The 25474-nt window shown below is 42.9% G+C and carries 19 protein-coding genes and 2 pseudogenes; 14 read left to right on the forward strand and 7 right to left on the reverse strand.

Going from position 1 to position 25474, the window contains the following annotated elements:
- Window positions 1–54 precede the first annotated feature (54 nt).
- Window positions 55–783, forward strand: coding sequence for an HAD-IA family hydrolase (locus tag AB6D80_RS10995; protein ID WP_029222776.1), 729 nt, complete (start codon window positions 55–57; stop codon window positions 781–783).
- 474 nt (window positions 784–1257) lie between these two features.
- On the opposite strand, the gene AB6D80_RS11000 is transcribed toward AB6D80_RS10995, so the two are convergent.
- Together AB6D80_RS11000 and AB6D80_RS11005 are read right to left on the reverse strand one after the other, a co-directional pair.
- Entirely contained in the window at window positions 1258–2682 is a 1425-nt protein-coding gene (locus AB6D80_RS11000; protein ID WP_017097953.1) for a methyl-accepting chemotaxis protein, read from the reverse strand.
- 148 nt (window positions 2683–2830) lie between these two features.
- Window positions 2831–4054: an aromatic amino acid transport family protein gene (locus AB6D80_RS11005; protein ID WP_017097952.1), complete on the reverse strand. Its 1224-nt coding sequence runs from the start codon at window positions 4052–4054 to the stop codon at window positions 2831–2833.
- A gap of 447 nt (window positions 4055–4501) precedes the next feature.
- On the opposite strand from AB6D80_RS11005, the gene AB6D80_RS11010 reads away from it, so the two are divergent.
- The 3 genes from AB6D80_RS11010 to AB6D80_RS11020 all read left to right on the forward strand — a co-directional run bounded on the left by AB6D80_RS11010 (window position 4502) and on the right by AB6D80_RS11020 (window position 6765).
- The gene (locus tag AB6D80_RS11010) at window positions 4502–4630 is read left to right on the forward strand and encodes a hypothetical protein (protein ID WP_017059831.1); all 129 of its coding nucleotides are present in this window, start codon (window positions 4502–4504) and stop codon (window positions 4628–4630) included.
- Between the two features lie 194 nt (window positions 4631–4824).
- Entirely contained in the window at window positions 4825–5436 is a 612-nt protein-coding gene (locus AB6D80_RS11015) for an ACP phosphodiesterase (RefSeq protein WP_017097951.1), read from the forward strand.
- Window positions 5437–5493: 57 nt separating this feature from the next.
- The gene (locus tag AB6D80_RS11020) at window positions 5494–6765 is read left to right on the forward strand and encodes a DEAD/DEAH box helicase (protein ID WP_012600681.1); all 1272 of its coding nucleotides are present in this window, start codon (window positions 5494–5496) and stop codon (window positions 6763–6765) included.
- Window positions 6766–6940: 175 nt separating this feature from the next.
- Here the strand turns inward: AB6D80_RS11020 and AB6D80_RS11025 are convergent, their stop codons facing one another.
- Entirely contained in the window at window positions 6941–7672 is a 732-nt protein-coding gene (locus AB6D80_RS11025; protein ID WP_017097950.1) for a TetR/AcrR family transcriptional regulator, read from the reverse strand.
- Between the two features lie 149 nt (window positions 7673–7821).
- Between AB6D80_RS11025 and AB6D80_RS11030 the strand changes: the two are divergent.
- The 3 genes and pseudogenes from AB6D80_RS11030 (at window position 7822) to AB6D80_RS11040 (ending at window position 13020) form a co-directional block, all read left to right on the forward strand.
- Window positions 7822–8909, forward strand: a pseudogene (locus AB6D80_RS11030) (efflux RND transporter periplasmic adaptor subunit).
- Window positions 8909–9964, forward strand: a complete 1056-nt coding sequence (locus AB6D80_RS11035) for an efflux RND transporter periplasmic adaptor subunit (protein ID WP_372188509.1) — start codon at window positions 8909–8911, stop codon at window positions 9962–9964. Before AB6D80_RS11030 ends, AB6D80_RS11035 begins: the two are co-directional and overlap by 1 nt.
- On the forward strand, window positions 9961–13020 hold the full coding sequence (locus tag AB6D80_RS11040; RefSeq protein WP_372093652.1) for an efflux RND transporter permease subunit: 3060 nt from the start codon (window positions 9961–9963) through the stop codon (window positions 13018–13020). The genes AB6D80_RS11035 and AB6D80_RS11040 overlap by 4 nt, the downstream gene beginning before the upstream one ends.
- Window positions 13021–13243: 223 nt before the next feature.
- Here AB6D80_RS11040 and AB6D80_RS11045 read toward each other — a convergent pair whose 3' ends face one another.
- Together AB6D80_RS11045 and AB6D80_RS11050 are read right to left on the reverse strand one after the other, a co-directional pair.
- The gene (locus tag AB6D80_RS11045) at window positions 13244–13981 is read right to left on the reverse strand and encodes an EAL domain-containing protein (RefSeq protein ID WP_050546544.1); all 738 of its coding nucleotides are present in this window, start codon (window positions 13979–13981) and stop codon (window positions 13244–13246) included.
- 570 nt (window positions 13982–14551) lie between these two features.
- The gene (locus tag AB6D80_RS11050) at window positions 14552–15187 is read right to left on the reverse strand and encodes a hypothetical protein (RefSeq protein ID WP_372188512.1); all 636 of its coding nucleotides are present in this window, start codon (window positions 15185–15187) and stop codon (window positions 14552–14554) included.
- A 289-nt stretch (window positions 15188–15476) separates the two neighbouring features.
- Here AB6D80_RS11050 and AB6D80_RS11055 point away from each other — a divergent pair, with 289 nt between their 5' ends.
- The 3 genes from AB6D80_RS11055 to AB6D80_RS11065 all read left to right on the forward strand — a co-directional run bounded on the left by AB6D80_RS11055 (window position 15477) and on the right by AB6D80_RS11065 (window position 17011).
- Window positions 15477–15722 carry a DUF2164 domain-containing protein gene (locus AB6D80_RS11055; protein WP_017059821.1) on the forward strand — a complete coding sequence of 82 codons (246 nt, stop codon included), beginning with the start codon at window positions 15477–15479 and terminating at the stop codon, window positions 15720–15722.
- A gap of 183 nt (window positions 15723–15905) precedes the next feature.
- Window positions 15906–16445: a cytochrome b gene (locus AB6D80_RS11060; protein ID WP_017097945.1), complete on the forward strand. Its 540-nt coding sequence runs from the start codon at window positions 15906–15908 to the stop codon at window positions 16443–16445.
- The gene (locus AB6D80_RS11065; protein WP_102250470.1) at window positions 16442–17011 is read left to right on the forward strand and encodes a YceI family protein; all 570 of its coding nucleotides are present in this window, start codon (window positions 16442–16444) and stop codon (window positions 17009–17011) included. The genes AB6D80_RS11060 and AB6D80_RS11065 overlap by 4 nt, the downstream gene beginning before the upstream one ends.
- Window positions 17012–17362: 351 nt before the next feature.
- On the opposite strand, the gene focA is transcribed toward AB6D80_RS11065, so the two are convergent.
- Entirely contained in the window at window positions 17363–18814 is a 1452-nt protein-coding gene (gene focA / locus AB6D80_RS11070; protein WP_009845303.1) for a formate transporter FocA, read from the reverse strand.
- 273 nt (window positions 18815–19087) lie between these two features.
- On the opposite strand from focA, the gene AB6D80_RS11075 reads away from it, so the two are divergent.
- Together AB6D80_RS11075 and AB6D80_RS11080 are read left to right on the forward strand one after the other, a co-directional pair.
- A complete protein-coding gene (locus AB6D80_RS11075; RefSeq protein ID WP_009845304.1) occupies window positions 19088–19993 on the forward strand; it encodes a LysR substrate-binding domain-containing protein in 906 nt (301 codons plus the stop codon).
- 203 nt (window positions 19994–20196) lie between these two features.
- Entirely contained in the window at window positions 20197–20691 is a 495-nt protein-coding gene (locus AB6D80_RS11080) for a DUF1097 domain-containing protein (protein ID WP_012600670.1), read from the forward strand.
- Window positions 20692–20894: 203 nt separating this feature from the next.
- Here AB6D80_RS11080 and AB6D80_RS11085 read toward each other — a convergent pair whose 3' ends face one another.
- Window positions 20895–22667 (reverse strand): DUF2813 domain-containing protein, encoded by a 1773-nt coding sequence (locus AB6D80_RS11085; RefSeq protein ID WP_372188513.1) that lies wholly within the window; start codon window positions 22665–22667, stop codon window positions 20895–20897.
- Between the two features lie 238 nt (window positions 22668–22905).
- Between AB6D80_RS11085 and AB6D80_RS11090 the strand changes: the two genes are divergently transcribed.
- Window positions 22906–24645 (forward strand): bifunctional UDP-sugar hydrolase/5'-nucleotidase, encoded by a 1740-nt coding sequence (locus tag AB6D80_RS11090; protein ID WP_372188514.1) that lies wholly within the window; start codon window positions 22906–22908, stop codon window positions 24643–24645.
- Between the two features lie 609 nt (window positions 24646–25254).
- A pseudogene (locus AB6D80_RS11095) lies at window positions 25255–25474 on the forward strand (hypothetical protein); the annotation flags it as partial.

Raw genomic sequence — 25474 nt, forward strand, 5'->3', positions numbered from 1 at the left:
GTATTGAAAGAACACTATAGGATAAAACTTGAATTCAATGCGAGTGAGAGAGCTATGCGGTTAGAACAAACTAAATGTGTAATTTTCGATTGTGATGGAACACTCATCGATAGCGAGAAGCTGTGTTGCCAAGCCTTAGTGAATGTGTTTTCTGGCTTTGGGGCTAAGTTAAGCGTTAATGACTGCTATGTGCACTTTCAAGGTGGGAAGCTAGCTGACATCTTAATGGATACGCAAGCACGTTTAGGGCTATCTATCTCCATCGATACACTCGAGCCGCTTTATCGCACTGAATTAGAAGCCTTGTTCCAACGCCATTTAAAGCCGATGGATGGTGCTATTGAGCTTATTGAATTCCTCAAGCAACAAGACATTGAGTTTTGTATCGCTTCCAATGCGCCTAAATATCGAGTTGAATCCTCATTGGCAATGACAGGAATGCTCGACGACTTCAAAGGCAAAGTATTTTCAGCTTTTGATGCCAATAGCTGGAAACCGGAGCCCGACCTGATCATGTATACCGCAATGAATATGGGCTTTTTACCAAACGAATGTATTTATGTTGATGACACGGTGAAAGGCATTGAAGCAGGGGTTCGTGCGGGTATTCAATCTTTTAGATTGCGACCAACGTTTGAAGGTTCATTGAGTGATAATACCGAAGCCGACATAGCAGAGCTAGCGGCTCAGGATATTTACAGTTTGGAAGAAATATCGATTTGGATTAATGGCAAGCGCTGCTCAAGTGGTGGTATACCGCACTCTGGAGCTTTGGTGGGGTAAAGCCTAATTGAAGGCTGACTACTTTGCTTAATTGTGTTGTGTGGAAACCACATGCAGCACAAGTGAACTTCTCTCCACTTTCTGAAAGTAGATATTCGTCATGTTGGCATAAAGGGCATGTGATGTCGTCGGTGTATGGTGCATCTGTTTTATTCATTATGTGTCACCTGCAGCAAGAGGGTAAGCGAAAAAAGACCCGTTTAATTAGATTACCCCTAAGCTCGAATATTAGACAGTTTTGACACTTGATAATCTCGCCTTTGCGACTTGCTTCATGGTAATGATAATCTCATCGTTAAAGACCATGTGTTTCCTGTTGTTATTAAGGGAAGCTGTTATTAACGGAAGTTGTTATTAGTGAAAGTTGCTATTAACGGACGCTGCTATAAACGGGCGTCGATAAAAAAGGACTCATGATGAGTCCTTTTTAGTTTCGCTGAATTTAACTTGGTCAGCCTAAATGATCACTCAAATCTAAGTGCGGTATCTTGCCAAAGTTTGAGACAGAGAAACCGATGCTTCAGTCAGCTTAGATACGCCCTTTGAAGAGTTTTGAGCGACATCTTTGATTACGTCTGATTGGCCTCGTATATCGTTAAGCTCAGCAGCGATGGTATTCGCTACGTTGCTTTGTTCATCAGCTGACGTTGCTATTTGCAGACTCATGTCCATTAGCGCTTGTGCGGAATCTGCAATCGAGTTTACGTCATCACCGATATGTGAAATGAGTTGGCTACTGGTTTGCGCTTGATCAACCGTTTGCACCGTGATCTTAGCAATATTTTGACTCTCTTGCTGTAAGCGTTCAATCATCGTTTGGATCTCAACTGTAGCGGATTGAGTTCTGCTAGCAAGCGTTCTCACTTCATCAGCAACAACGGCGAAACCACGACCTTGTTCACCCGCACGAGCTGCTTCAATCGCGGCATTTAGCGCAAGTAAGTTGGTTTGCTCTGAAATTGCGTTGATCGTGGTGATGACTTCGTTGATTTGGCTTGTATTTACATTCAAGCTCGTAACAGAAGACGAGGTTTGCTCAATCAAAGAAGAAAGGGTGGTTATCTCTGAGATTGCTTGCTGAACCATAGCATGGCTATCATTGATTTGTTGAGCATCTTGCTCTGCTTGCTCTGTAGAGCGCGCAGAGATATTAGATACTTCATTCGCTGATGCCGTCATTTGGTCCATTGCAGTTGCAACAGAGTCTAGAGATGAATTCTGGCTCATAATCTGTGTTTCACTGCGCTTCATCTCTTTTTCGAAAGAAGCTGACGTTTCACTCAGTGTCGCTGCGTTTTGGTTTACGTTATTGACTAGTTCACTTAGCGTATCCATTGAACGGTCAAGGGCGCAACCAATCGTACCAAACTCATCTCGGCCTGGATGGAAGCCAAGGCGAGATGTTAAATCACCATCACCAATCTTTTGAGTGGTTGAGTAAAGAACCCAAAGTGCGCCTCCTAGGAAGGTTGCAACCCAGTAACAGAAAAGACCAAAAGGCAAACACCATAAAAGACTGAGTAATAATGTGTACAGAGCTTGCTGCTTTTGGTTCTGTGTATCAGTAGTTGAAACGGTAAGAGAGTAGTAGTTGCCATCTTGTGCCAGTGCCGTAGCAGTCACCGAACCCGTGTTTGAAATAGTGGTTTCTTGAAGGCGTGTTTGTTGGCTAACAGAACGAACCGAAGCTGGGGAATCTGACGCTGATAAAATGCCTTGCAATTGAAACTCAACCTGCTGTTTTGCACTTGCGTCAATTTGTTCTACCTTGTTGACATAGTTGAAGCCAGCGAGGCTTGCTACAGCGGCGAAAAAGATCAAGAAAATGACCCAAAACTTGTCGTTAATCGACATTTTAATAAACAGTTTGTCTATCGTTCTAAATTGTACTTCTTTCATAAAAACTCCACGGCAAATCCTTTACCGTGGACTCTAAATAACCGACCTCAATAAAAATGTGATTCCGATCGATTAATTATGAAAATTCATGATAGCAACATATCGTTCATGAGACATCAATCAAGTATTTTTACTCTCGATGGGTTTATTAGCCTAATGATGGTAATAACCCTACTGAAATAAGGATTTGAATTGCAATGATAAACACGCCAACGCTACCCGCTAAAAACAGCGCTTTGCTTCCACCTAACACTTGGTAAGTTGATTCTGTAGCGTGAGGTTTTACTAATAAATCTGTGTAACGAACTTTGTATACCATCACTGTCGGCAGCAGAATTGCGAGCACTGAAAGTGCAATGGCAGCGTAACCCAAAGCCATGATAAAACCTTGTGGGTAGAACAAGGCAAAACCTAATGGTGGTAAAAAAGTGATAGCGGCCGTTTTAACGCGTTTGGCATTGCCTAGTTTCTTGCTTAGAGAATCACCCATGAATTCAAATAAGCCCAAGCTTACGCCAATAAAAGAAGTAAGAAGTGCAAGGTCCGCGAACACACCGACGATCACGCTCAGGTTGGATTGATGAACAGTTTGCGATAGTGAGACTAGAAGCGCACCCAAGCTAGTATCAGACAATAATTGCTCTTGGCTAACCACACCCAACGTAACACTCTGCCAGAAAACATAGATGACCAAAGGCAGTGCAGAGCCAATAATCATGACCTTACGTAAAGAGCGAACGTCACCATCCAGGTATCGAACAATTGAAGGGATGCTGCCGTGGAAACCAAAAGAGGTAAACACAACCGGTATCGCAGCAACAATCAGGCCTTGCTGAAAAGGCATGCTCATTAGGTATTGAGAGCTGATGTTTGGTGCTAGGAAGCTGAGTACCAGTACCATCGCAATCAGTTTAAGTCCGAATAAAACGCGGTTAACTTTATCAACACTGTGTGTACCAATCGTAACAACTCCCGCAACTAACAGTGTAAATAGGAGTGTAGTGACTTGGCCATTGAGTTCAATGCCTGCAATATCCGAGATACGTTGGTTAAACTGCGCTCCGCCACCTGCAATGTATGCGGCACACAAAGCGTAGAAAAGAAACATCACGGCGAAGCTTGCGATCCACTTTCCTTTCGTTCCCAAAATCGTGTGAGCTAACGTGTGTAGAGTTGCGTCCGATTCAGCGAATTGATGAAGCTCTACCATTAATAATGCGGTGAAGGCCATTAGAGCCCATAAGCCAAGCATTAGAAATAGTGAGGTTGAAAAGCCAATTCCTGCAGATGCGAGTGGAAGAGCGAGCATGCCGGCACCAATGGTTGTGCCTGCAATGATCAAAGTACTACCAAAAACCTTTGATTTATTCATTGTATATAATTCTTTACGTTAGGGTGGGTTTTCGTTGTATTTCTTCTGGTCTAAGAGAATAAACCCAAAGAATATCTCGATTTTCAAGTATCTTGATTGAGTTTAATTCCAAATGCAATGTTTAATGTAATTAAAAATATCCACTGTATATAAATATGTACAGCGATTGGTGCGTAAGGAATTAAAAATGCTTAAGCAAACGTTTGAGTGTGATTTGCTTCAAAATTTATAGGGTAATTTGTTGTAATTGGTGTAAGGTGGCAGTACATATGTCGTTCGCGTATGCCCCTTTAGCGTAAACAAGCGCTAATGATCGCGAGTAGCTTCAAGCTATAAATATGGAATGGGTAGAGTAGAGTGCGTTCATCAAAGTGACATAATATAAGTCCAAGATGGTGCACTAGTTAATCGGACAACATGTCCACACCAAGGAATAGAGGGGGCACTATGAGTGACCAATCTTATAATGACGAAAGTCTAGAGTTGTTAGATGCTATGGAAATTGGTATCGATTTATCTGACTATGAACAGACGGTTAAACAATTAGCAGAAGAGCTTTTCAAGTCTTCGAACTAAGTTTTTAAAATCTTTAATTAGGTTTTACTGAGCTAAAGGTTTCTGTAGTTCAACGTTCTCAAATTAAACAATTCTTAAACTGAGCAAATCTCATTAGCTCACACGTCATAACAAAATTATCCTCATTAAAGTTCGCGAAGATAAACGAGTACGTTTACCATGTTACTTAGTTCTCGATACTTTAATGAGGTTCAATGAACTTTCTCGCACACCTCCACATCGCCAAGCATTGTAAAAGTAACTTAGCGGGTAATCTGTTAGGTGACTTCGTTAAAGGCGACCCTAGTAAATACTATTCAAACTCACTTTCAGACGGAATAAGACTTCATCGATTCGTTGATAGCTATACTGATCTTCATGATGTGTCTCGTTCTGCAAAATCGCTTTTCTCACACCAAACACGACGCTTTGCACCTATCGCACTCGATGTATTTTGGGATCACTGCTTAGCCAATCATTGGGCTCAGTTCTCAACGCAATCACTTGAGCGCTTTTGCGTAGACAGCCATCAACAGATCTTTGAACACCAAGAGCCTCATTGGCCTGAGCACTTCATTACTGTTCACCAGAAAATGGCAGAACAACGTTGGTTGCTAAGTTATCAAGACATGTCTTCCATTGAGGTGGTATTGCAACGCATGGCTTTGAGACGGCCAAAGCTTGGGATGCTTAAATCTTGCTATCACGACCTAGAGTATCACTACAACACGTTGCAGTGTCACTTTTATGAGCTTTATCCTAGTGTTTTAGAAGAAGCGAAGCAGTTTAATTCGCTTCAAATGAAGAAAAATCAAAAGGAAAGGTAAACAGCGTAATGCAGGTTTGCTACAATCCGCGCCTATTTAATCTTTGAGCATCATACTATGTCTGAATCTACAAAATCTTTTAACCAACTAGGATTATCTGAGCATCTTCTTGCTACGCTATCAGAGCTTAACTTTACGGCTCCTACCAGTGTTCAAGAGCAAGCGATTCCATTGGTATTAGAAGGCAAAGATGTATTGGCTGGTGCTCAAACGGGTACAGGTAAAACGGCCGCATTTGGTTTACCAATTATCCAAAGATTAATCGAGACAAAAGACAACGTTATTCCAAACCCGAAGCTAGTTCGTGCGCTTGTGTTGGTACCAACACGTGAACTAGCGCAACAGGTTTTCGATAACGTAACCAGCTACGCAAAGGGCACCGACATCAAAGTCGTGGTGGCTTACGGCGGCGTTAGTATGAAGGTTCAAACTGAAAACCTACGCGGGGGAGCTGATATTCTTGTCGCGACTCCGGGCCGTCTTATCGACCATATGTTCACTAAGAACATCATGTTGAGCCACACTGAAGTGTTGGTACTGGATGAAGCAGACCGCATGCTAGACATGGGTTTCATGCCTGATATCAAACGCATTCTTTCTCGTATGAATGAGGTGCGACAGACTCTGTTCTTCTCTGCAACGTTTGATAACAAAATTAAAGCTCTGGCACATCGAATGATGCAGTCGCCAAGCGAAATTCAAGTGACGCCAAAAAACAGTACCGCTGACACCGTTACCCAGATGGTTTATCCCGTTGATAAATCGCGCAAGAGTGAATTATTGGCTTATTTGATTGGCTCAAAGAACTGGCAACAAGTGTTGGTGTTTACTAAGACTAAGCAGGGTACCGATGCTCTAGTTAAAGAGCTTAAGCTAGATGGCATTAAAGCGGCATCAATCAATGGTGATAAGAGCCAAGGTGCGCGCCAAAAAGCATTAGACGATTTCAAGTCAGGCAAAGTACGTGCGTTAATTGCAACCGACGTGGCAGCTCGAGGTATTGATATCCAGCAGCTAGAACAAGTTGTGAATTACGATATGCCATTTAAAGCGGAAGACTACGTTCACCGTATTGGTCGTACTGGCCGTGCTGGCAACAGTGGTTTAGCGATCTCTTTGATGAGCCAGGATGAAGCTTACCTACTGGGTGATATTGAACGATTGCTGGATACGCGCTTGCCTCAAGAGTGGTTAGAGGGCTTTGAACCAAGCCTAGAAAAAGATCTAGCCCCCGATCGAGGTGGTCGCAGTAAAAGTCGTTCATCAGAAAAACGTAAGATGAAAGCGAAGCTTAAGATTCACCAAAACCGCGGTAAAGCACGTCGCTAAACCTGCTACTGGTTGAATCGTTTAAAACATAAGCAGACTCACTCAGACATAAAAATGCCCCGCTACTGTTATCAGTAGCGGGGCATTTTCGTTTTCGTTTTCATTTTAAGCACTAAGCACTAAGCACTAAGCACTAAGCATGAAACTTGAAGCCGCGATTTTAGTGTTTGTTTTGCTAATGTTCACATTTCCACACACAAGGGACTTCATAAATAAGCTCTTCAATCGAACTTGTATTCAATACCCATTCATCACTGATATTGAACGTACTGATCATTTGCTTGTTGAACAATTGCCAATGATTTAACAATGCTTCTTCAGGGGTCGATTGCATGGCGCCTTCATTCCATGTGCTTTCCATGAAAGGAGTAAGACATACCGCTCCGTGCGCATACATGATCATTTGCCATTTAATTTCGTAAATGTTGATCAAATTATCTGGATTCGCATCATTATATTCATCTGCCAACATATTGATTTGTTTTTCGATATCACCAACATTGTCGATAAAGTAATCGACCAAGTTGTCTTTTTGGCGAACAGAGTCGGTGATAAGTTGCATCGGTTTGCGTGAGTGAATCATGTTGCTAAAGAGGCGCATACTGAATAAATAGATAGTAATGTTTGGCGCGACGCCTTTTGGTAATTCTTCTACGATTTTAGCAATGTATGACTGAAAATAATCATGTAAACAATCACTTATAGCATGCCAGATTTTCTCTTTGCTACCAAAATGGTGGCGAATAAGGCTATGAGATACGCCTGCTTTCTCACTGATGTTACGAAGAGAAACACTGTCATAACCATGCTCACAGAACATATCCGCAGCTACACCCATGATCAAAAATCTCGTCTCTTCAGCGTCTTTCGCGCTTCTTCTGCCTTGTTTCTTTTCAGTCATCTTCATTTCTACATTTACCTGATTACCACATTCTACACTGTTTTCCTTGAAATAAAAAATACTGCACAGGTGGAAAGTAAAGCTTGAGAATTCTTTAATAATAAATATACTGCCCACCTGTGTAATAAATCATAATAATTAAATGGAGAAGCATCATGCAATCCAATTTGTCTATCAAAGCGATACCGACCAAGCGTACGGGCGCGGTTATTGCCGCACTATTGCTCGCAGGCTCTCTAACTGGATGTAACAAAGTTCAGTCAGAGGGAAATGAGCAGGTAATCAAGCCTGTAAAGTTATTTGAGATTCCTCTGCAGGCAGATATCGAGCTTGATAGTTTTATCGCAAAAGTGGATGCAACCGACCGTGCTGCGCTTTCATTTCAAGTGGGTGGCGATATCGAAGCTTTCGATGTTCGTATGGGACAAGAAGTTAAGAAAGGTCAGGTGCTAGCCGTATTAGACGCGACGGATTACCGTATTGCCGTTGATGCAGCTCAAGCTAAATTTGACTTGGCGAACAGCCAATACAAGCAAGCTTCTGAGCTGTATTCGAAAAAGTTAGCCAGTACCGATTACTACGATCAAGCCGTCAACACCTTTACTGCCGCTGACGTTGAGTTGGAACAAGCAAAAACAAACCTTGGTTACACCACATTAGTTGCTCCATTCGATGGCGTGGTATCGATGGTGTTTGGTAAGCAATATCAGTTAATTGCTGAAAAGCAGCCAGTTCTTAATATTTTGAATCACAGTGAAATGGATGTGACGTTCTCTATTCCGGTATCTAAGCTTGAAGACCGTTCTATTCAAGACCTAACGAGCTCAAACATGTGGGTTGTAATGATAGCCACCGCGGTATTCGTATCCCAACGCGTTTTAAAGAGATCTCTACACAACCAGATGAAGACACCAACAGCTACCAAGCGGTTGTATCTATCGACAAGCCGGTAGGCATCAATCTACTTTCTGGAATGACAGCGCAAGTTGAAGTTCAGAAGAGTAAGTCAGACTACGGTATTGGCATTGTTGATTCAGCTTGGCTAACCAAACAAGCTGACCATGGCGAGCTATGGCGCTATAACCCAGACTCTCGATCGATTTCTAAAGTACAAGTCCTGCTTGATGAGCAAGGTAAAGTTATAGAAGGTCTTTCTTCTGGTGATCTTATCGTTGAAGCCGGTGTGGATGTGTTATCTGACGGACAGCAGGTAAAAGCTTGGCTTCGTGAGGGGGGTATTTAATGAACCTTTTAAAATTATCAGTTGTTGTCGCGTCGGTTTTGTTACTTCAAGCCTGTAACAATGAAGCTGTACACCGTGAACAACCGCCTTTATTGGTTTCTACCTTTGACGTTGGCGCGCCGCTGACTGATCAGTTCAGAAGTTTTAATGGACAGGTGATGCCTGCAGAACTTACACCGTTGGCATTTAAGCTTGCAGGCGAAATTCAACAAGTATTGGTGGAAGCCAGTGACAAAGTCGAAAAAGGGCAGTTATTAGCCACCTTAGATAACGCAACGTACCTTCAAGATCTAACTGATGCTAAATCTCAATTCAAACTGGCGAGCAAACAGTTGGCCCGTGGTACGGAGATGTTTGGCAGCAAGATGTTATCGCAATCAGAACACGACCAACTGACGGCTAACTACAAACTAGCATCGGCGAATTTGGCGGCAGCAAAACGCAAGTTAAGTTACACAGAGCTTTTAGCGCCATTCTCAGGAACAGTTTCAACCGTCGATAAGCAACGATTCGAAAACACGACTCCTGGAGAAACACTCCTGAGTGTGTACCAGAACGATAAGGTGTATGTGCGAATTCAAGTGTCAGATTCTATTTTGGCGTCGATCAGCCCAGACATGCGTTCGAGCAGTTACCGCCCACAAGCAACTTTTGGAGGTCACTCGGGGGAATATCCTCTGACGTATCTAGAGCACACTAGCGAATTGCACCCACAATCACGTACCTACGAGTTTTGGATGCAGATGCAGCAGCCTGAAAGTGAAATTCTGCCGGGCACGAGCGTTACGGTCAATGTGGATATGGCGAAAGCGGGTCTGAGTGATGTTCAAGGTTACCAGTTACCAATGACAACGCTAGAAGCGGGCTCTGAAGCTAATCAGTTCTATGTGTGGAAAATGGAAGACGGACAAGCATTCAAAAGCGAAGTAGAAGTCGACAAAATCAGTGGCCAAGGCGCATTAATCGCTCATGGTGTTGAGCAAGGTGATCGACTCGTAAACTCGAATCTAAGAAAACTCCGTGACGGAATCGAATTGTCAGGAAAAGCAGAATGAACATCGCAGAATATTCAATTAAAAACAAAGTAATCAGCTGGCTGTTTCTAGTCATTTTGGCCATTGGCGGTGTGTCGTCTTTTGGCAAGCTATCCCGTTTAGAAGACCCAGCTTTTACCATTAAAGATGCAATGATTATTTCAACTTACCCTGGCGCTACGTCTATGGAAGTTGAAGAAGAGTTAACGTATCCACTTGAAAAAGAGATACGACAACTGCCTTATATCGACAAGATCACTTCAACGTCGTCGAATGGTATGTCTCAAATTATGGTCAGCATGAAGATGGACTACGGTCCAGACGAGTTGCCCCAAATTTGGGATGAAATGCGTCGTAAAATCAACGATCTACAGCCAACACTGCCCATTGGTGTTAATTCAGTTCAGATTATTGATGATTTTGGTGACGTATTTGGTGTGATGATCATGCTGACCGGTGATGGTTACGATTATGTCGAGCTAAAACAGTACGCAGATTACCTAACGCGTGAAATCGAATTGGTTGACGGTGTTGGCAAAGTGAGTATTGCGGGTGACCAACAAGAGCAATTGTTTGTTGAGATGTCACTTGAGCGTTTAGCCGCGCTGAATCTAGATATGTCGATGGTTACTTCACTGCTATCACAACAAAACAGTGTGGTTTCGGCTGGAGAGGTGATGCTGAATGGTCAAAGCCTAACGATCAAGCCTAACGGCACTTTGAGCACGGTTGAAGAGTTAGAAAACCTGATCATTCATGGTCGTGATACGGGCAACCTCATTCGCTTGAAAGATGTCGCTGACGTGACTCGCGGTATCCAAGAAAAGCCAGGTAACGTATTAACTTACAATGGCAAACCAGCGATCAACCTAGGTATTGCGTTCTCTTCAGGCGTAAACGTCGTCGAAATTGGTAACGCGTTAGATGCCGAACTGGATCGTTTAGAAAGCATTAAGCCTGCCGGTGTAGAGCTGAACTACTTCTACAACCAAGCGCAAGAAGTAGACAAATCAGTGGCTGACTTTTTAATCAGCCTAGTAGAAGCCGTTGCTATTGTTATCATCGTACTGCTTTTTGCAATGGGTTTACGCAGTGGTTTGATCATCGGTCTAGTGCTTCTATTGACGGTATTTGGAACCTTCATCCTGATGGATTACAACGATGTCGAACTGCACCGTATCTCACTGGGTGCACTTATCATCGCTCTCGGTATGCTGGTGGATAATGCGATTGTTGTCGTTGAAGGTATTTTGGTTGGCTTGAAGAAAGGCAAAACCAAGCTTCAAGCAGCGAAAGACATCGTGACACAAACACAATGGCCACTATTGGGTGCGACCATTATTGCTATCACGGCCTTTGCACCAATCGGTTTGTCGAAAGACGCGACAGGTGAATTCATGGGCTCACTGTTCTGGGTTTTGTGTTTTTCATTGTTCTTGAGCTGGGTTACAGCGCTAACGCTGACTCCGTTCCTTGCAGAAATGATGCTGAAAGAAGAAGACAAGGTCGATGAGAACGAAGACCCATACAAAGGTATTCTGTTCGTTGTATTCGGCGCGTGTCTGAAAGTAGCACTTCGATTTAGGTGGCTTACCGTAGTAAGTATGGTCGCGCTATTAGCAGTTTCTGTGGTTGGTTTTGGTATGGTGAAGCAGCAGTTCTTCCCGCCATCAAATACGCCCATGTTTTACGTCGATATGTGGATGCCGGAAGGTACCGATGTACGTGAAACGATTAAGCAGACAGAAAAAGTTGAAAGCTACATTCGCCAGCAAGATGACGTTGAGTTTGTAACTACAACAGTTGGCCAAGGCATGCAACGTTTTGCGCTGACATACCAACCCGAGAAAAATTACGAAGCGTACAGTCAACTGCAGGTACGAACGACTGACCGAGACACCATGTTTAAAGTCCTAGAAGGGCTAGACAAGGACTTGGCCAATAAATTTGAACAACCTACGTTCCAATTTAAATTGATTGAGTTTGGCCCGTCGCCAGCGTCAAAAATCGAAGCTCGCATTAGCGGTGCAGACCCGCAGATCCTTCGCAGCATAGCTGTTGAGGTAGAAGATATCTTGTTGGCGGATCCTGGTTCTCGAAATGTGCGTCACGACTGGCGTGAACGCACCAAAGAGCTCGTGCCACTGTTTAACGAATCAAAGGCACGTCGCCTTGGCATTTCAAAGACGGATCTGTCTGAGACACTACAGATGGCGTTTGGTGGCTACAACATCGGTTTACTGCGCGATGGTACGCACATGTTACCTATCGTGGCACGCCTGCCTGAAGAAGAGCGTTTTGACTTTGAATCACTGAACAATGTGAAGATCTGGAGCCCATCACTGCAAACCTACATTCCTGTAGAACAAGTGATCGATGGGGTTGAGCTTCAATGGTCTGAGCCACTGATTCAACGTCGTGACAGAAAGCGTACGTTAACGGTTCTGGCTGATCACGATGTATTGGGTGATGAAACACCAGCTAGCTTGTTTGCTCGCGTAAAACCACAAGTAGAAGCATTGGCTCTACCAGAAGGTTACAGCATCAGTTGGGGCGGTGAGTACGAGAGTTCAAAAGATGCACAAGAATCTCTATTTGGTTCACTGCCAATGGGTTATTTGTTGATGTTTATCATCACTATGCTTCTGTTCAACTCGGTTCGTAAGCCACTTGTAATTTGGTTTACGGTGCCACTCTCTATCATTGGTGTTTCGATTGGTCTGTTAGGTACCAATATGCCATTCAGTTTCACGGCTTTCCTAGGCTTACTGAGCTTAAGTGGCATGATTTTGAAGAACGGTATCGTACTGCTTGACCAGATCAACAGTGAGCTACAAACAGGCAAAGACCCATATTTAGCGGTTGTCGACAGCGCGATCAGTCGTGTACGACCGGTATCTATGGCAGCACTAACGACTATCTTGGGCATGATTCCCTTGGTATTCGATGCATTTTTCGGCTCGATGGCGATTACCATCATGGCAGGCTTAGGCTTTGCTACAGTACTAACGCTAATAGTAGTACCAGTGATGTTCGCCATTCTATATAGAATCAAACCGTCCACTGCGGGTTATTAGGGATTGATATAAAACAGATTCTTTTAAGCCAGCCCAGTCAATTTTGATTGGGCTTTTTTACGGATATGATTTAATAAAACAAGACGAAGATAGGTCCGAACTAAGAGGACGTTGCGATAGCAATGCGTGCCTTAACAAGGATCGTTTTAAAAGATAGGTATTACAAAAGTGGTTAGCCAATGGTAAAGCGGCTTCCGGTATAATAGAGAATAGGGGCTAGATTCTAGATTGCTAGGCGGATATCCAACTCAATCGGCTTTGGCATGGCTAAGTGATAGCCTTGATACATATCGAAGCCTAAACTTTGCATCGCAGTCAGTTGCTGTTGGGTTTCTATCCCTTCGATGACCGTCTTTGCACTGATTTGATTGGCAAGCTTAACTACTAACTCCATTTTTTGAGTATCACCGTTTTCAAAATCCAACATCACAGAGCGATCGATTTTGATGATATGAGGAGTGATATGACGAACACGTTGCTCTGTTGACGCCTGTGCTCCAAAGTCATCAACCGCGATTTGAAAACCATTATCTGCAAGTGAGTGGGCCGCGTTTTTTAAACGCTCTTCACTTTCTACATTAAGTTCGACCAACTCCATGACGATTTGTTCGCACGATAAGTTAAGCTCGTGAAGACGTTTAGCTAACAGAGTGTCTTTTACTTTTTCTGATGCAAACAACTCACCAACGTTTGGAAGAACGTTCAAAAAAAGGTTTAAGTGACGGACCGTCGATTGTGCGAAGTTACGGATGTGAATTGCTCGGCTCAGCCTCTCTACGTTGATTTTGTCTGTGTATGAGGTTTCGTCTGAATGGAAGAAGTGATCTGGGCGAACGACATCACCTTTACAATTGGAAATACGAACCAAAGCCTCTACACCTATCTGAGTCAAAGAAGAATCAAATATAGGTTGGTAGACACTTGTAAGTGTTAAGTCTTGGTATTTCGCAATAAACTGCATATCGGCATCCACAGATATACAACTAATAAATTCACTTCTGTCTGATAAAATCATAATCGCTAATAAAAGGTGTTTATTCAGTGACGAGAATATACGTCACAGTTGTCATAATATTGACAGGTGTTGATAAATTGTCAATTAATAAAAATTAATTTGTCACGGTAACATCTAAATAATTAAAGTCAGCGAAAAATCAGGATGATAAAGGTCATTATGTATCAAGGGTATATATTGCTTAGCTTGTTTAATAGGTTCAGTGAATTTGATGTCTGAGTAACCTATATCATATCAACCCTATCAATATAAAGCCTTAACACGTATACACCTGAAATAAATATGGTTAAAGGCTTGCATTCTGGGGGAGTATCAAAATAATAAAATAAATAGATCTTTGTGGTTACATAAAAATGATGTCTGTCTCTCAAAATTAATATTGAGGTTGTTAAGTTATTAATTAGTAAACTGGAGAATCCGGATAATAAATGAGTGGAATATAGGCGTTATTTTATAAAATAATAGTGTAGGTATAATTATTTACATTATATATCAAATTGAAAATTGGCTTGTATTTTACTGCCATTGTATTACCGCATAAAGTTGCAGGTATTTACGAACTAGTTGTTGATTTCCAGAGCGTTTTAGCGGGTGAGCGAATCGGATAAAACACGGACTGATTTTGAAGTTACTATTTAAATCATCTGCGAATTGAGTATCACTCTCTCTTAGCGTGATACCTTGTAGGCTGTAGTCGCTAATCTGGTCTGGGAGTTCCCCCATCCACCAATGCAAGAGTTCACCACTGTTTTTGCTTCGACTTATCCAATGGTCGGAGACAATAATCAATAGGTCATTGGGTTGAATGGCAAATCCGTACTCTTGCTGCCAGTTATGAATGTCCAGCATCAACTTTTTACGACAAGTCTTTCCTGCGCTCACCATATGGTGGCTAATCATCCAAACGGTACCAATTTCAGAAGAGATTCGGAAGTGTCGTGGCGTTTCACCAGAAGAGAGCATTTCTAGTGGGCTTACGTTGCTTGCATGATTGAAGCTAACGAAAGTGTGCTCCATTCGTCTCGCAAACGCTTTGCCTATGTGATGTTCACTGATCCCTTGATTGTGTACGGCAGGGTAATGACGCTCACAAAGTTTCAAGCAATCGTCTTGAAACTGATTGACGCTTTTAATCACCAGATCTAATAACAATGAAGCCTCTTATACACGGTTGCTATCTTATTGATGGGCAATAGTACGGTAATTTCGGCGCCATTACCTATTGTCAAAGTGCGAGTTCTTGATCCCTCTATCAAAATTAACCATTACTGAGCGATTTTATGGATAGCACTGGCACTCTACTGGTCTGTAAACTAAATTATGAGGAATTATAGCTAGTTAGAAAACTTGAACTGATTGGCAGAGTTGCAGTGAGCTAACGAAATTATAGCTTAGTCGGCTAATCACAATTGTTCTACATACTCTTTATTTGGAAACACCCATGACCATTCAATTAGATTCAAAGCAAAAATCCGAACTCACTCATACACTTCAAAAGTATCTACAAGATGAGCTCGATGTAGAGCTTGGTCAGTTCGACACTGAATTCTTAGTCGACTTCATCAGTAAAAAGTTTGGAGCCGTGTATTACAACAAGGGGATAGAAGACGCTCAAAAAGTGATGGAACGTAAGATGTTAGACATATCAGATGAGCTCTATGAAATTGAACAAATCGTTGAGATATAACTCAGCAAGCGATTGTTCGACAAAGAAATTTGTCCATAAAGCAACTTGTTCAAAATTTTTGAATAACTCGTTTAATTTGAAATGATGTAACTAATGTAAAACTTGGTAAATAATATGTTACGCAAACTTGGTGTAGGGTACGCTTTTCAAAACTACACGACACGTAACATTCGGAAGAGATGCATGAACAACAACGTCAAAAATTACAATCCTTTAGCAAGAGCAATGCATTGGATCTCAGCACTCGCAATATTTGGCCTATTTGATGTAGGCCTATGGATGGTTGATCTTTCTTACTACAGTGAGTGGTACAAAACAGCACCAGACTACCACCGTTCGGTAGGCATTCTTTTGGCTGCCGTTACCATTATCCGCTTGCTTTGGAAGCTGGTTACCGCGTCACCTAATGTGGAAGGTAAAAGCTATGAAGTTGTAGCGGCGAAGATCGCTCATGGATTTATGTACATTAACTTAGCGGTTTTATTTATTTCAGGTTATTTGATTTCGACATCAGATGGCCGTGGGATCGAGGTATTCAATTGGTTCACTGTACCAAGTATGGGTGAACTATTTGCAAACCAATCTGATCTCGCAGGAACGGTTCACTACTATGCTGCATGGGTACTGATCATTATGGCATCAGTGCACGCCTTAGCGGCGATAAAACACCACGTTATCGACAAAGACGATACGCTACGAAAAATGATAGGAGCTTCAAAATGAAAAAGTCAATTATCGCTACAGGATTAGCATTTGCTATGGCAATGCCTTTCGCTGCGAACGCCGCTGATTACGTGATTGATACAAAAGGTGCGCATGCTTCAGTTAACTTCAAAGTTAGCCACCTAGGTTACAGCTTTATCCAAGGTCGTTTTAACACATTCTCAGGTGACTTCTCATTTGATGAGAGCAACGTTGAAGCGTCTAAAATCAGCGTAACGGTTGATACAACTAGCCTTGACTCAAACCACGCAGAGCGTGATAAGCACATCCGTAGCGGTGATTTCATCAATGCTGGTAAGTTTTCTGATGCGACATTCAACAGCACAAAAGTGGTTGATAAAGGCGACGGCAAACTTGAAGTTATGGGTGACCTTAAACTTCACGGTGTAACCAAGCCTATCGTAATCGAAGCTGAATTCATCGGTGCTGGTCAAGACCCATGGGGCGGTGAGCGTGCTGGTTTTGTTGGTACAACTCGTCTAGAGCTTGCTGACTTCAATATCCCAGTAATGGGCGCTTCAAGCTATGTCGACATGGATCTGCATGTTGAAGGTGTAAAGAAGTAATCTAGCTATCAATAATCGCTATCAACATATTTAGAAAGATCAAAATCCTAGTCGATACGAGATAGGTCGGCTGTTAGCCGGTTATTTAGTCATATGGAAAGTAGCAAAGCAGCTAGAATATAGAGAAAGGCGCAAAGTTTTCACTTTGCGCCTTTTTTATTGAGGTAAATGGCCACGCGTTTAGGTCTGTTTTGTGTCAAACCTTTTACTGCGTCTTAAGCCACCATTTACCTCTGCCAGTCAACGTTGCAATGACTGAGTTATCTAGCTGAACGACTAATCCCTAATAGTTCAGCCTACGATTCGTTACTTTGTTTCTAATGAAACGCTTGCTTTGTAAACAGTCGCTAGTTAAGCCGTTTCTAGTTCAGCCTTTGGAACCACGTTTAGGCGGTCGCCATAGATTGGACGTAGTGCTTGCATAACTTCAGTACGAGTCATCACACCGACCATTACGCCATTTTCTAGCACTGGAAGCATATGTGGTTGGCTTACTTTCATCGCTTTTGCACGCTCTTCTAAAGAAAGAGAGGTCAGGCGAGTGGCATAGCCCATGCTTGTTGTCGGGTACAGTTGTTCTTTATCGATACATAGGAACTCAGCAACATCGACCAGTTTGTCGTTTGCATCAATAGCCACTACGTCACGGCTCATTAGGTCTACCACTTTCTGACCTTTAGTCGGAATGTAGTCTTGGCACCAAAGGTCAACCATTACGTCGTGAACAGATAGGATACCTACTAGGCGGCCTTCAACATCGCAAACAGGAGCGCTAACAAGTTGAGCATCTAAAAGTGAATCAATCGCCACTGAAGTAGGCATTTCTACGCTCAGTGTAATTGGTTGAGTGTTCATGATTTGCTTGATAGTAGTTGTAGTGTTCATAGTGGTTTCCTTAACTGACGTAATTTCTGTTGTTTGAGTTATTGCTGTAATTTTTGCCGCTTTAAGCTGCGGGCGACGGTAGATACTCCAATTGGCTAAGCCGACCAATACCGCACCACCTACAATGTTGCCGAATGTCACTGGTATTAAGTTTGCAGTGACAAATTTCATGATGTTCAGGTCTGCATACTGGGCTGATGTTGCGCCAATTTGCATCCAAAAACTCTCTGGTGCGAATGCTTGAATTGTGATGCCTAATGGAACCATGAACATATTCGCCACACAGTGTTCAAAGCCTGAGCTAACGAACATTGCAACGGGTAATACGGTCATCATTGCTTTAGTCATGGCGTTAGCTGAGCTGAACGTTAACCAAATTGCTAAACACACTAGTAAGTTACAAAGCACACCCAAAGCGAAAGCTTGAACAGGGCTGTGGTGTAGCTTGTGTTGAGCAATGTTCAGAGCGTTTAAGCCCCATTGCCCGCCATCCAGTTGATATAAGCCTGCTGCGCTTACCAAAGCCAATAGGAACATGGCACCGATAAAGTTACCGACGTAGACCTTGCCCCAGATAGACAACATCTTAGTGAAGGTGATTTGCTTGTTAGCCCATGAAATGCTTGATAAAACTGAACTGGTAAACAGCTCGCCACCGCAAATCACAATCAGGATTAACCCCATGCTGAATGCAAGACCACCGGCTAAGCGACTTAATCCCCATCCTGCATCAGCGCTACCTGTGGTCACCGTGATGTAGAATAAAAAAGCAAGCCCGATGAATGCGCCAGCCATGATTGCCAAACTCAATGTCATGCTGCTGGTTTTATTTGCTTTGCTTAATGCAAATTTCTCGGCTTCCGCCATCATTTCTGTTGGCGAGAACAGTTGCTGATTTTCAGAAGTGCTGGTTGCCATATCCCCCCCTTAAACAATCCGTCATGTGTAATTCCTAGTGTTAATGACTTGGTTAATCCGTAATGGTTAATCAGTAATGTTTTGCAGGGCTCGTTGTGTCCTGCCATTCCAGATTAGGGTGTTGAGGGGTAGAGGTAAAATTGATAATTTTTAGAAACCACATCAAAAATATTGATATAGATTTGGTTAGGCGTAGAATGAAATTGATTGCTCATCGGCTTAACAAAAAACGAGCAGCAGGACATAAGTTATTAAAAGAATTAAGGATAGATTTTGCGTTATTCATTAAAGCAACTCGCCGTCTTTGACGCGGTAGCAGATTCGGGAAGCGTAAGTCAGGCAGCTGATAGGCTTGCATTGACTCAGTCGGCGACAAGTATGTCTCTTGCACAGTTGGAAAAAATGCTCGGCAGGCCTTTGTTTGAAAGGCAGGGCAAGCAAATGGCGCTCACTCATTGGGGCATGTGGCTTAGGCCAAAAGCGAAGCGTTTACTGCAAGATGCACAGCAAATTGAAATGGGGTTTTACGAGCAGCATTTATTGAGTGGAGAGCTCAAACTCGGTGCGAGCCAAACCCCGGCAGAACACCTGGTTCCAGACCTCATCAGTATTATTGATAACGACTTTCCTGAGATGCGAATCTCGCTTGGTGTACAAAGTACCGATGCGGTTATAGATGGCGTATTAGATTACCAATATGACCTTGGCGTTATCGAAGGTCGCTGCGACGATAACCGAGTTCATCAAGAAGTGTGGTGTACCGACCATTTAACGGTGGTTGCATCGGCTCATCACCCATTTGCAAAGCGTGAACGTGTCAGTTTGGCGCAACTAGAACAAGCGAAGTGGGTATTGCGTGAACATGGTTCAGGTACTCGCAAAGTTTTTGATAGCTCTATTCATCATTTAATTGGTGATCTTGATGTTTGGCGAGAATATGAACACGTTCCTGTTTTAAGAAGTTTGGTAGCAAACGGCCCATATTTAACGTGTTTACCTTATCTCGATGTCGAGCAGTTTGTTGAATCTGGCCAGCTCGTTACTTTGAATGTTCCTGAGCTTGAAATGGAACGTACGCTTTCGTTTATTTGGCGTGCGGATATGGCAGAAAACCCACTTGCTGAATGTATTAAGCGAGAAGGCAAGCGCATGATGAAAGGCAAACCGTCAGTTCTATAACGGTAATTTGATAATATTCTGATAACCTAATATGTTGAATAAGCGATACCGGTCTCTACCTGGTGATAAATGCACATTCGCGTACATTATTAATGTGATCATGATCGGCTAAAAGAAGGCGTTCTTCCCATAATATGCTTACTTGATTTTAAGTGAGGCTAAATCCGGTGCGATGAATTTCGTAATTAGGCTTTAGAAATAGTATGAGTACATTAGTCGCGATTTCATTAACAACAGGTATTTTGTCAGGTCTATGGGGATGGATAGCTATCTCTTTCGGCTTGCTGTCATGGGCCGGTTTCTTAGGTTGCACCAGTTATTTTGCTTCGCCAACGGGCGGTGTTAAAGGACTAGCAGGCAGCTTACTGACCAACATGACAGGTGTATTCTGGGCAATGGTGATTATCGAAAGCTCAACCTTCGCAGGGTTAGAGATATTAGGCTATATGATTACCGCTGTTGTCGCTTTCTTTATGTGTATTCAAGCCAAACAAGCGTGGCTAGGTTATATCCCAGGAACCTTCATTGGTTGCTGCGCGACGTTTGCAGCCGGCGGCGATTGGCAACTTGTCGTGCCATCTTTACTGCTTGGTGGTGTCTTTGGATACTTGATGAAAGCAACGGGGCTTTGGCTTCACGAAAAATCGACTCAATCTTCGGAAGCGGTTGAACAACACGCTAAGCAAGCCAAGGCTTAATTCGTTAACCTAGCCTTAATTCGTTAACCTAACCTTAGTTTAGTCACTGTGAACTCTTGCAAGATAACCCCCAATTAATTTGTATATCGATTTATACAGGCACACCACTTGGTGTGCCTTTTTTGGTTCTGGTTTTGGTTTCTTAATCAATTCAAGAAATTATCAACAGAAGAACTAATAGCACTTATCAGATAAGCAAGAAGCTAGGTATTTCCGTTTGCCATGGTGATCACGCGTTTCAAAGTCCATCTCAACAACAATGGAATACAGTCTTGTCCTTGATTCTCACAATGAGACACGATCGCTAAAGCCAGGTCTGGTTTTGCGTGTTTCTTGAGAACTTTAGCCACAACTTTTTTCGCTGGAATAGGGTGATCATAAGGAATCTTAACCATGTCTCTGAAAAAGTTCTCAAACCCATTCATGTACAAGTAGTGCTCGATGTCTCTATCAGGCAGTTCTGTGAGGCGATGTCGTTCTTGATCATTACCAAGTTTAGATAGCACAGTCGCCGCATACTTCTTACCAGCAGCGTCTCCGTCAGTCACCACGTGCCAATCGATGCCAAACTCTTGCGCTACTTTAATGAGCGCTTTAAGACCAGACTGCGCGAACTCAATAATTTGAACGCCTTCCGCAGCAAGGTTATACCCACATTGGTTGGCTAACTCGTTAAACAACCAGACTTCGGTTTCACCTTCTACCAACAACCAACAGCGAGCATACAGAGCGCCGGACCGGTGAAAACGAATATGAAAACCAATTCGACGAAGTTCATCTTTGCTGAAGTGGTTCACATTGAGCTGGTTGGCTATGGTTTTATCTGACTGACGTACCAAACGACGAATCGATTGAAGTGGTACAGCAGCAAGTAGATCGCCACTGTTGGTGGTAAGGATTTTTTGCATGGGTAACTTCTGCATCAAGCTCCAAGCCCTTGCTAGGTGCGTTGGGTGCAGTCGACCCTCTGGATCTTCAAGGATCAAAAGAGGGCGCGCACATCGTCTTAAGTCTGTCGGCCCTTTGGCCTGTAGATAAGCGTTAAGTAACCCCATGAATAACAGCCGAGTTTGTTTATTCTTGGTCTCCTCGACCAATTGATGAATGCTCTTGTCGTTCGCTCCAGCTGAGTACAGTAGCCCGTCACGCGGTTTTCTCGGATTCTTACGTGAGACACTCTTAAATGAGAAGTAGTGTTCTATTAAGCTTTGCATTGACTCAAGACTACTGCGCATTTCACCTTTATTAACATGTCCGGGTATCGCCATAAGGCGACGGCAGGTGTTGTCGATGCGTTTTTCTATCCTTGCCTGACGCCCATTTCCGTTTCCATTGCTGCCATTACCATTGGTTGTTTGACTCTGGCCGTTACCATTTCCACTCACATTATTAGCGTGCCCGTTACTAGCATGAACGGTGTTAGTGTGAACATTACCCGGTAGATGAGCATTGTGGTTAAGTGAATTGCCGTTGAAAGGGCGATCGAAGTGCCTTGCGTCTCTCAAACGAATTACAGGGTGTAACGTCATTAATTCTTGAGCGAGCTTTTCTGAGTGATGAAGCTTGAGAGGGTTTCCGTCCAACCCCAAAAATGCATAGTGTGTTGTGGTTTCATATTGTTCTAACGTGGCACTGATTCGATAATAGATACGAAAAACACCAAACTCGTCTTGAACCCAAACCGGTTTGAGTTTGCGATAACGTCCTGCATTTAGCTCACTTTTATCGTTGGCTTTTAATGCGAGAACAATTTGAAGGTGTTGAGACTGTGGATGTGAAACTGAGTAATCGACATGGAAATCGGTCATTTCGAAGTGATATGGAACTCCGTCTGAAGGGAGAACGACGGAAAGGGCATCCAATAATGAAGACTTACCCCAAGTATTTTCACCAATAAGCGTGGTTAGCTCATCAAACGCAAGAGACATGCGCTTAATACCTCGAAAGCCAGAAATCTCGATTCTTTCTAGTTGCATAGGCTTACTCCTAACGGAAGGCTCTGCTAATTGTTTGAAAGCTAACAGATATCTTTAATCATAATCGAAAAACACAAATCTGGTATGCTCACCTGTCACAAAACCCGTTGTTTATTTATACGGTGCAAAATGAGATTTTCGATCTATCTCGAGTATTTTTTTGCAGTGCAGTTTCATAAAATTCACGATTCTGTCATGATTCTCGACCTAGTATGAAGGGACAAAGAGAGAAGAAAATATGACTAAAAAGAATAAGCCGACAAAAATAGTGTTGGCACACATCAACGACACCCACTCATACTTTGAACCAACCTCGTTACAGCTATCACTTAAAATGAACAACCACATCATTGAACCTTATGTCAGTACTGGTGGCTTTGCTCGAATTTCAACACGCTTCAAACAAATAGAACAAGATGCCCAGCGTCAGAAGGTTGGAACCCTGTTCCTGCATGCTGGTGACTGCTTCCAGGGCACTTTGTACTTTTCTTTATTCAAGGGAAAAGCCAACGCCGATTTGTTGAACGCCCTTAATATAGATGCCATGACGCTCGGCAATCACGAGCTAGACATGGGTAATGAGCCCGTTGCGATTTTCGCTAAAAGAATCAAATTCCCACTGTTGTCCGGTAACTGGAACCTATCGAATGAGGATATCAATAAAACTCATACCTTAGCGGACAACGAAATTGTTAAGCCTTATCTGACTGAAACGCGAAGTGCTTCTTTTATAACGAAAGAGTTTGATGGCGAGAAGGTTGCAATATTCGGCTTAAGCATCGATAAGATGGCAGGCATTGCTAATCCAGATATCGATACACCATTTGAAAATGCTTTAGAAACCGCAAAAGCGACCATTGAGCAGATTCATAAAGCTGGTATCAACAAGATTGTGTTACTTAGTCATCTTGGTTACGAAGCGGATTTAGAGTTAGCAGCCAACGTAACAGGTATTGGTGTCATTGTGGGAGGGCACAGCCACCGCTTGCAGGGCGACTTCTCTGATATCGGCTTAGTCAAAGACGATGACTACGGTGTGAAAGTCGGTGACACCTATGTTGTGCAAGCGGGTTTCCACGCCATGAGCCTAGGACACTGCGAAATCGAGTTCGATGCTGAAGGCAAAGTGGCTCACTTTAACGGTAAGAACGAACTGTTATTAGGCCGTCGACTCTTTATAGATGCAAAGCTAAGTGAAGTCGGGCAAGACGACGCTCATGACATGGCGTGTGAGTTTTTGAATAATCACCCCAATATCGCAGTGTGTAAGAAAGATCCTGAGCTGCAGAGCATTCTTACGGATAAATACCAGCCGCGAGTTCGAAAGCTTCAGCAACAAGTGATTGCTCATGCAGATACCAAACTTCGCCATGTACGTATTCCAGATGATAAAGGCCCGAGTCAACTCGCGCCCTTGGTTGCTCAATCATTTCACCATCTAATGAACAAGAAAGGGCATCAGGTTGACTTTGCCATTCACAACGCAGGTGGTGTTAGAAATTCACTGAATAGCGGCGATGTTTCTGTTGCCGATATTGCCGGAAAACTACTACCGTTTGCCGTACCCATTGGTGTGTATGAAGTAAAAGGTGAAACGATTGCTGGCATGCTTGAAGGTGCAATCAATAACGCGATTGATAATGGTGTGGTCGGTACGGGTTCTGGCAGCTTTCCTTATACTCATAACTTGAGATTTTGTTATCACAAAGAAGCACCCTTAGGACATAGGATTCACCATTTAGAAATTCACTCTGAAGTATCGGGTTGGCAAGCTGTTGTGCGTGAACGTATTTACCGAGGCGCGTCGTCAGCCTACACCATGAAAGGAAAAGAGGGCTATAACGCCGTCTTAGATATGATAGGTGATGGCGTGGTGACGACCGATTCTATGGCAGACTGTTTTATCGAGTTTCTACAAGAATACCCAGAATCTCTTAAACACAATGAACCGCTGAATTGCATGGAGTGTTTTAGATAATCAGCGCCAATGCTTGCACTTAACATTATTAGTTCTAGCTGTTTATAAATTTGGCACTGTTTATGCTTTATTCCTGCAGGTCACACTTCTTGTGGAGATAAGCATGGATAAGAAAGATTGGTTAGATGCAGTAGCGGTGGTTGGTTGGGTATCGGTTTGGTCTGCGTTAGTGTATTTGATACCGACTGCAGGATTGTAATTTACGCAAGATTGTAATTTGCGCAGAATTATTACTTGATCGTTTTGCAGTGTAACTATGCAGTGCCATCGTGAATTTGGTTAGCGGATTTATTCTTAGAATCAATTCGAGTGTCTATTTGACAGGGTGGCATCAATAAGAAAGGAGCATTTGCTCCTTTTTTGTATTTCTAGTGCAAATTTTAATAGACGAAACACAAATAGGGGAATATTATCCACGCGTTTGGGGAGTAGTTAGCGCAAGTTTACATGTCGTCATCTCGTTAGGCTAAGAGCCTATCCGGTATGTAAAGGTGAAATCCCATATTTCACTTCAACGAGACCAACGCAATCACAATCAAGATCCGTCGTGGAACTTGATATGTTTTGTTTGCGGAAGGTCTTTGTAAAGTTCTTCCGCCCGGAGGAATAATGAACTCAACTCAATCTCTATTATCTACAAATAGTGAATCCTTTTTTTCATCGCCAATCATGACGACTTATGCGGGTTTTTTCCTGCTAACAGTGATTCTCGTCTCTATTGATATCTATCAGACTCGTGGTGGGAACGTCACAATTAAAAAAGCGGCAATCTGGAGTAATGCCGTTCACTTAAGAGTGAACGGCATTTTTGTTCTTAGCATACCGTTGT

The organism is Vibrio sp. 10N.247.310.17 (assembly GCF_041466605.1).
GTDB lineage: Bacteria > Pseudomonadota > Gammaproteobacteria > Enterobacterales > Vibrionaceae > Vibrio > Vibrio tasmaniensis_A.

Bases quoted from the DNA above. Each gene is read 5' to 3' on its own strand.
- AB6D80_RS10995 (WP_029222776.1), top strand. From the start codon at position 55: ATGCGGTTAGAACAAACTAAATGTGTAATTTTCGATTGTGATGGAACA.
- AB6D80_RS11000 (WP_017097953.1), bottom strand. From the start codon at position 2,682: ATGAAAGAAGTACAATTTAGAACGATAGACAAACTGTTTATTAAAATG.
- AB6D80_RS11005 (WP_017097952.1), bottom strand. From the start codon at position 4,054: ATGAATAAATCAAAGGTTTTTGGTAGTACTTTGATCATTGCAGGCACA.
- AB6D80_RS11010 (WP_017059831.1), top strand. From the start codon at position 4,502: ATGAGTGACCAATCTTATAATGACGAAAGTCTAGAGTTGTTAGATGCT.
- AB6D80_RS11015 (WP_017097951.1), top strand. From the start codon at position 4,825: ATGAACTTTCTCGCACACCTCCACATCGCCAAGCATTGTAAAAGTAAC.
- AB6D80_RS11020 (WP_012600681.1), top strand. From the start codon at position 5,494: ATGTCTGAATCTACAAAATCTTTTAACCAACTAGGATTATCTGAGCAT.
- AB6D80_RS11025 (WP_017097950.1), bottom strand. From the start codon at position 7,672: ATGAAGATGACTGAAAAGAAACAAGGCAGAAGAAGCGCGAAAGACGCT.
- AB6D80_RS11035 (WP_372188509.1), top strand. From the start codon at position 8,909: ATGAACCTTTTAAAATTATCAGTTGTTGTCGCGTCGGTTTTGTTACTT.
- AB6D80_RS11040 (WP_372093652.1), top strand. From the start codon at position 9,961: ATGAACATCGCAGAATATTCAATTAAAAACAAAGTAATCAGCTGGCTG.
- AB6D80_RS11045 (WP_050546544.1), bottom strand. From the start codon at position 13,981: ATGCAGTTTATTGCGAAATACCAAGACTTAACACTTACAAGTGTCTAC.
- AB6D80_RS11055 (WP_017059821.1), top strand. From the start codon at position 15,477: ATGACCATTCAATTAGATTCAAAGCAAAAATCCGAACTCACTCATACA.
- AB6D80_RS11060 (WP_017097945.1), top strand. From the start codon at position 15,906: ATGAACAACAACGTCAAAAATTACAATCCTTTAGCAAGAGCAATGCAT.
- AB6D80_RS11065 (WP_102250470.1), top strand. From the start codon at position 16,442: ATGAAAAAGTCAATTATCGCTACAGGATTAGCATTTGCTATGGCAATG.
- focA (WP_009845303.1), bottom strand. From the start codon at position 18,814: ATGGCAACCAGCACTTCTGAAAATCAGCAACTGTTCTCGCCAACAGAA.
- AB6D80_RS11080 (WP_012600670.1), top strand. From the start codon at position 20,197: ATGAGTACATTAGTCGCGATTTCATTAACAACAGGTATTTTGTCAGGT.
- AB6D80_RS11085 (WP_372188513.1), bottom strand. From the start codon at position 22,667: ATGCAACTAGAAAGAATCGAGATTTCTGGCTTTCGAGGTATTAAGCGC.
- AB6D80_RS11090 (WP_372188514.1), top strand. From the start codon at position 22,906: ATGACTAAAAAGAATAAGCCGACAAAAATAGTGTTGGCACACATCAAC.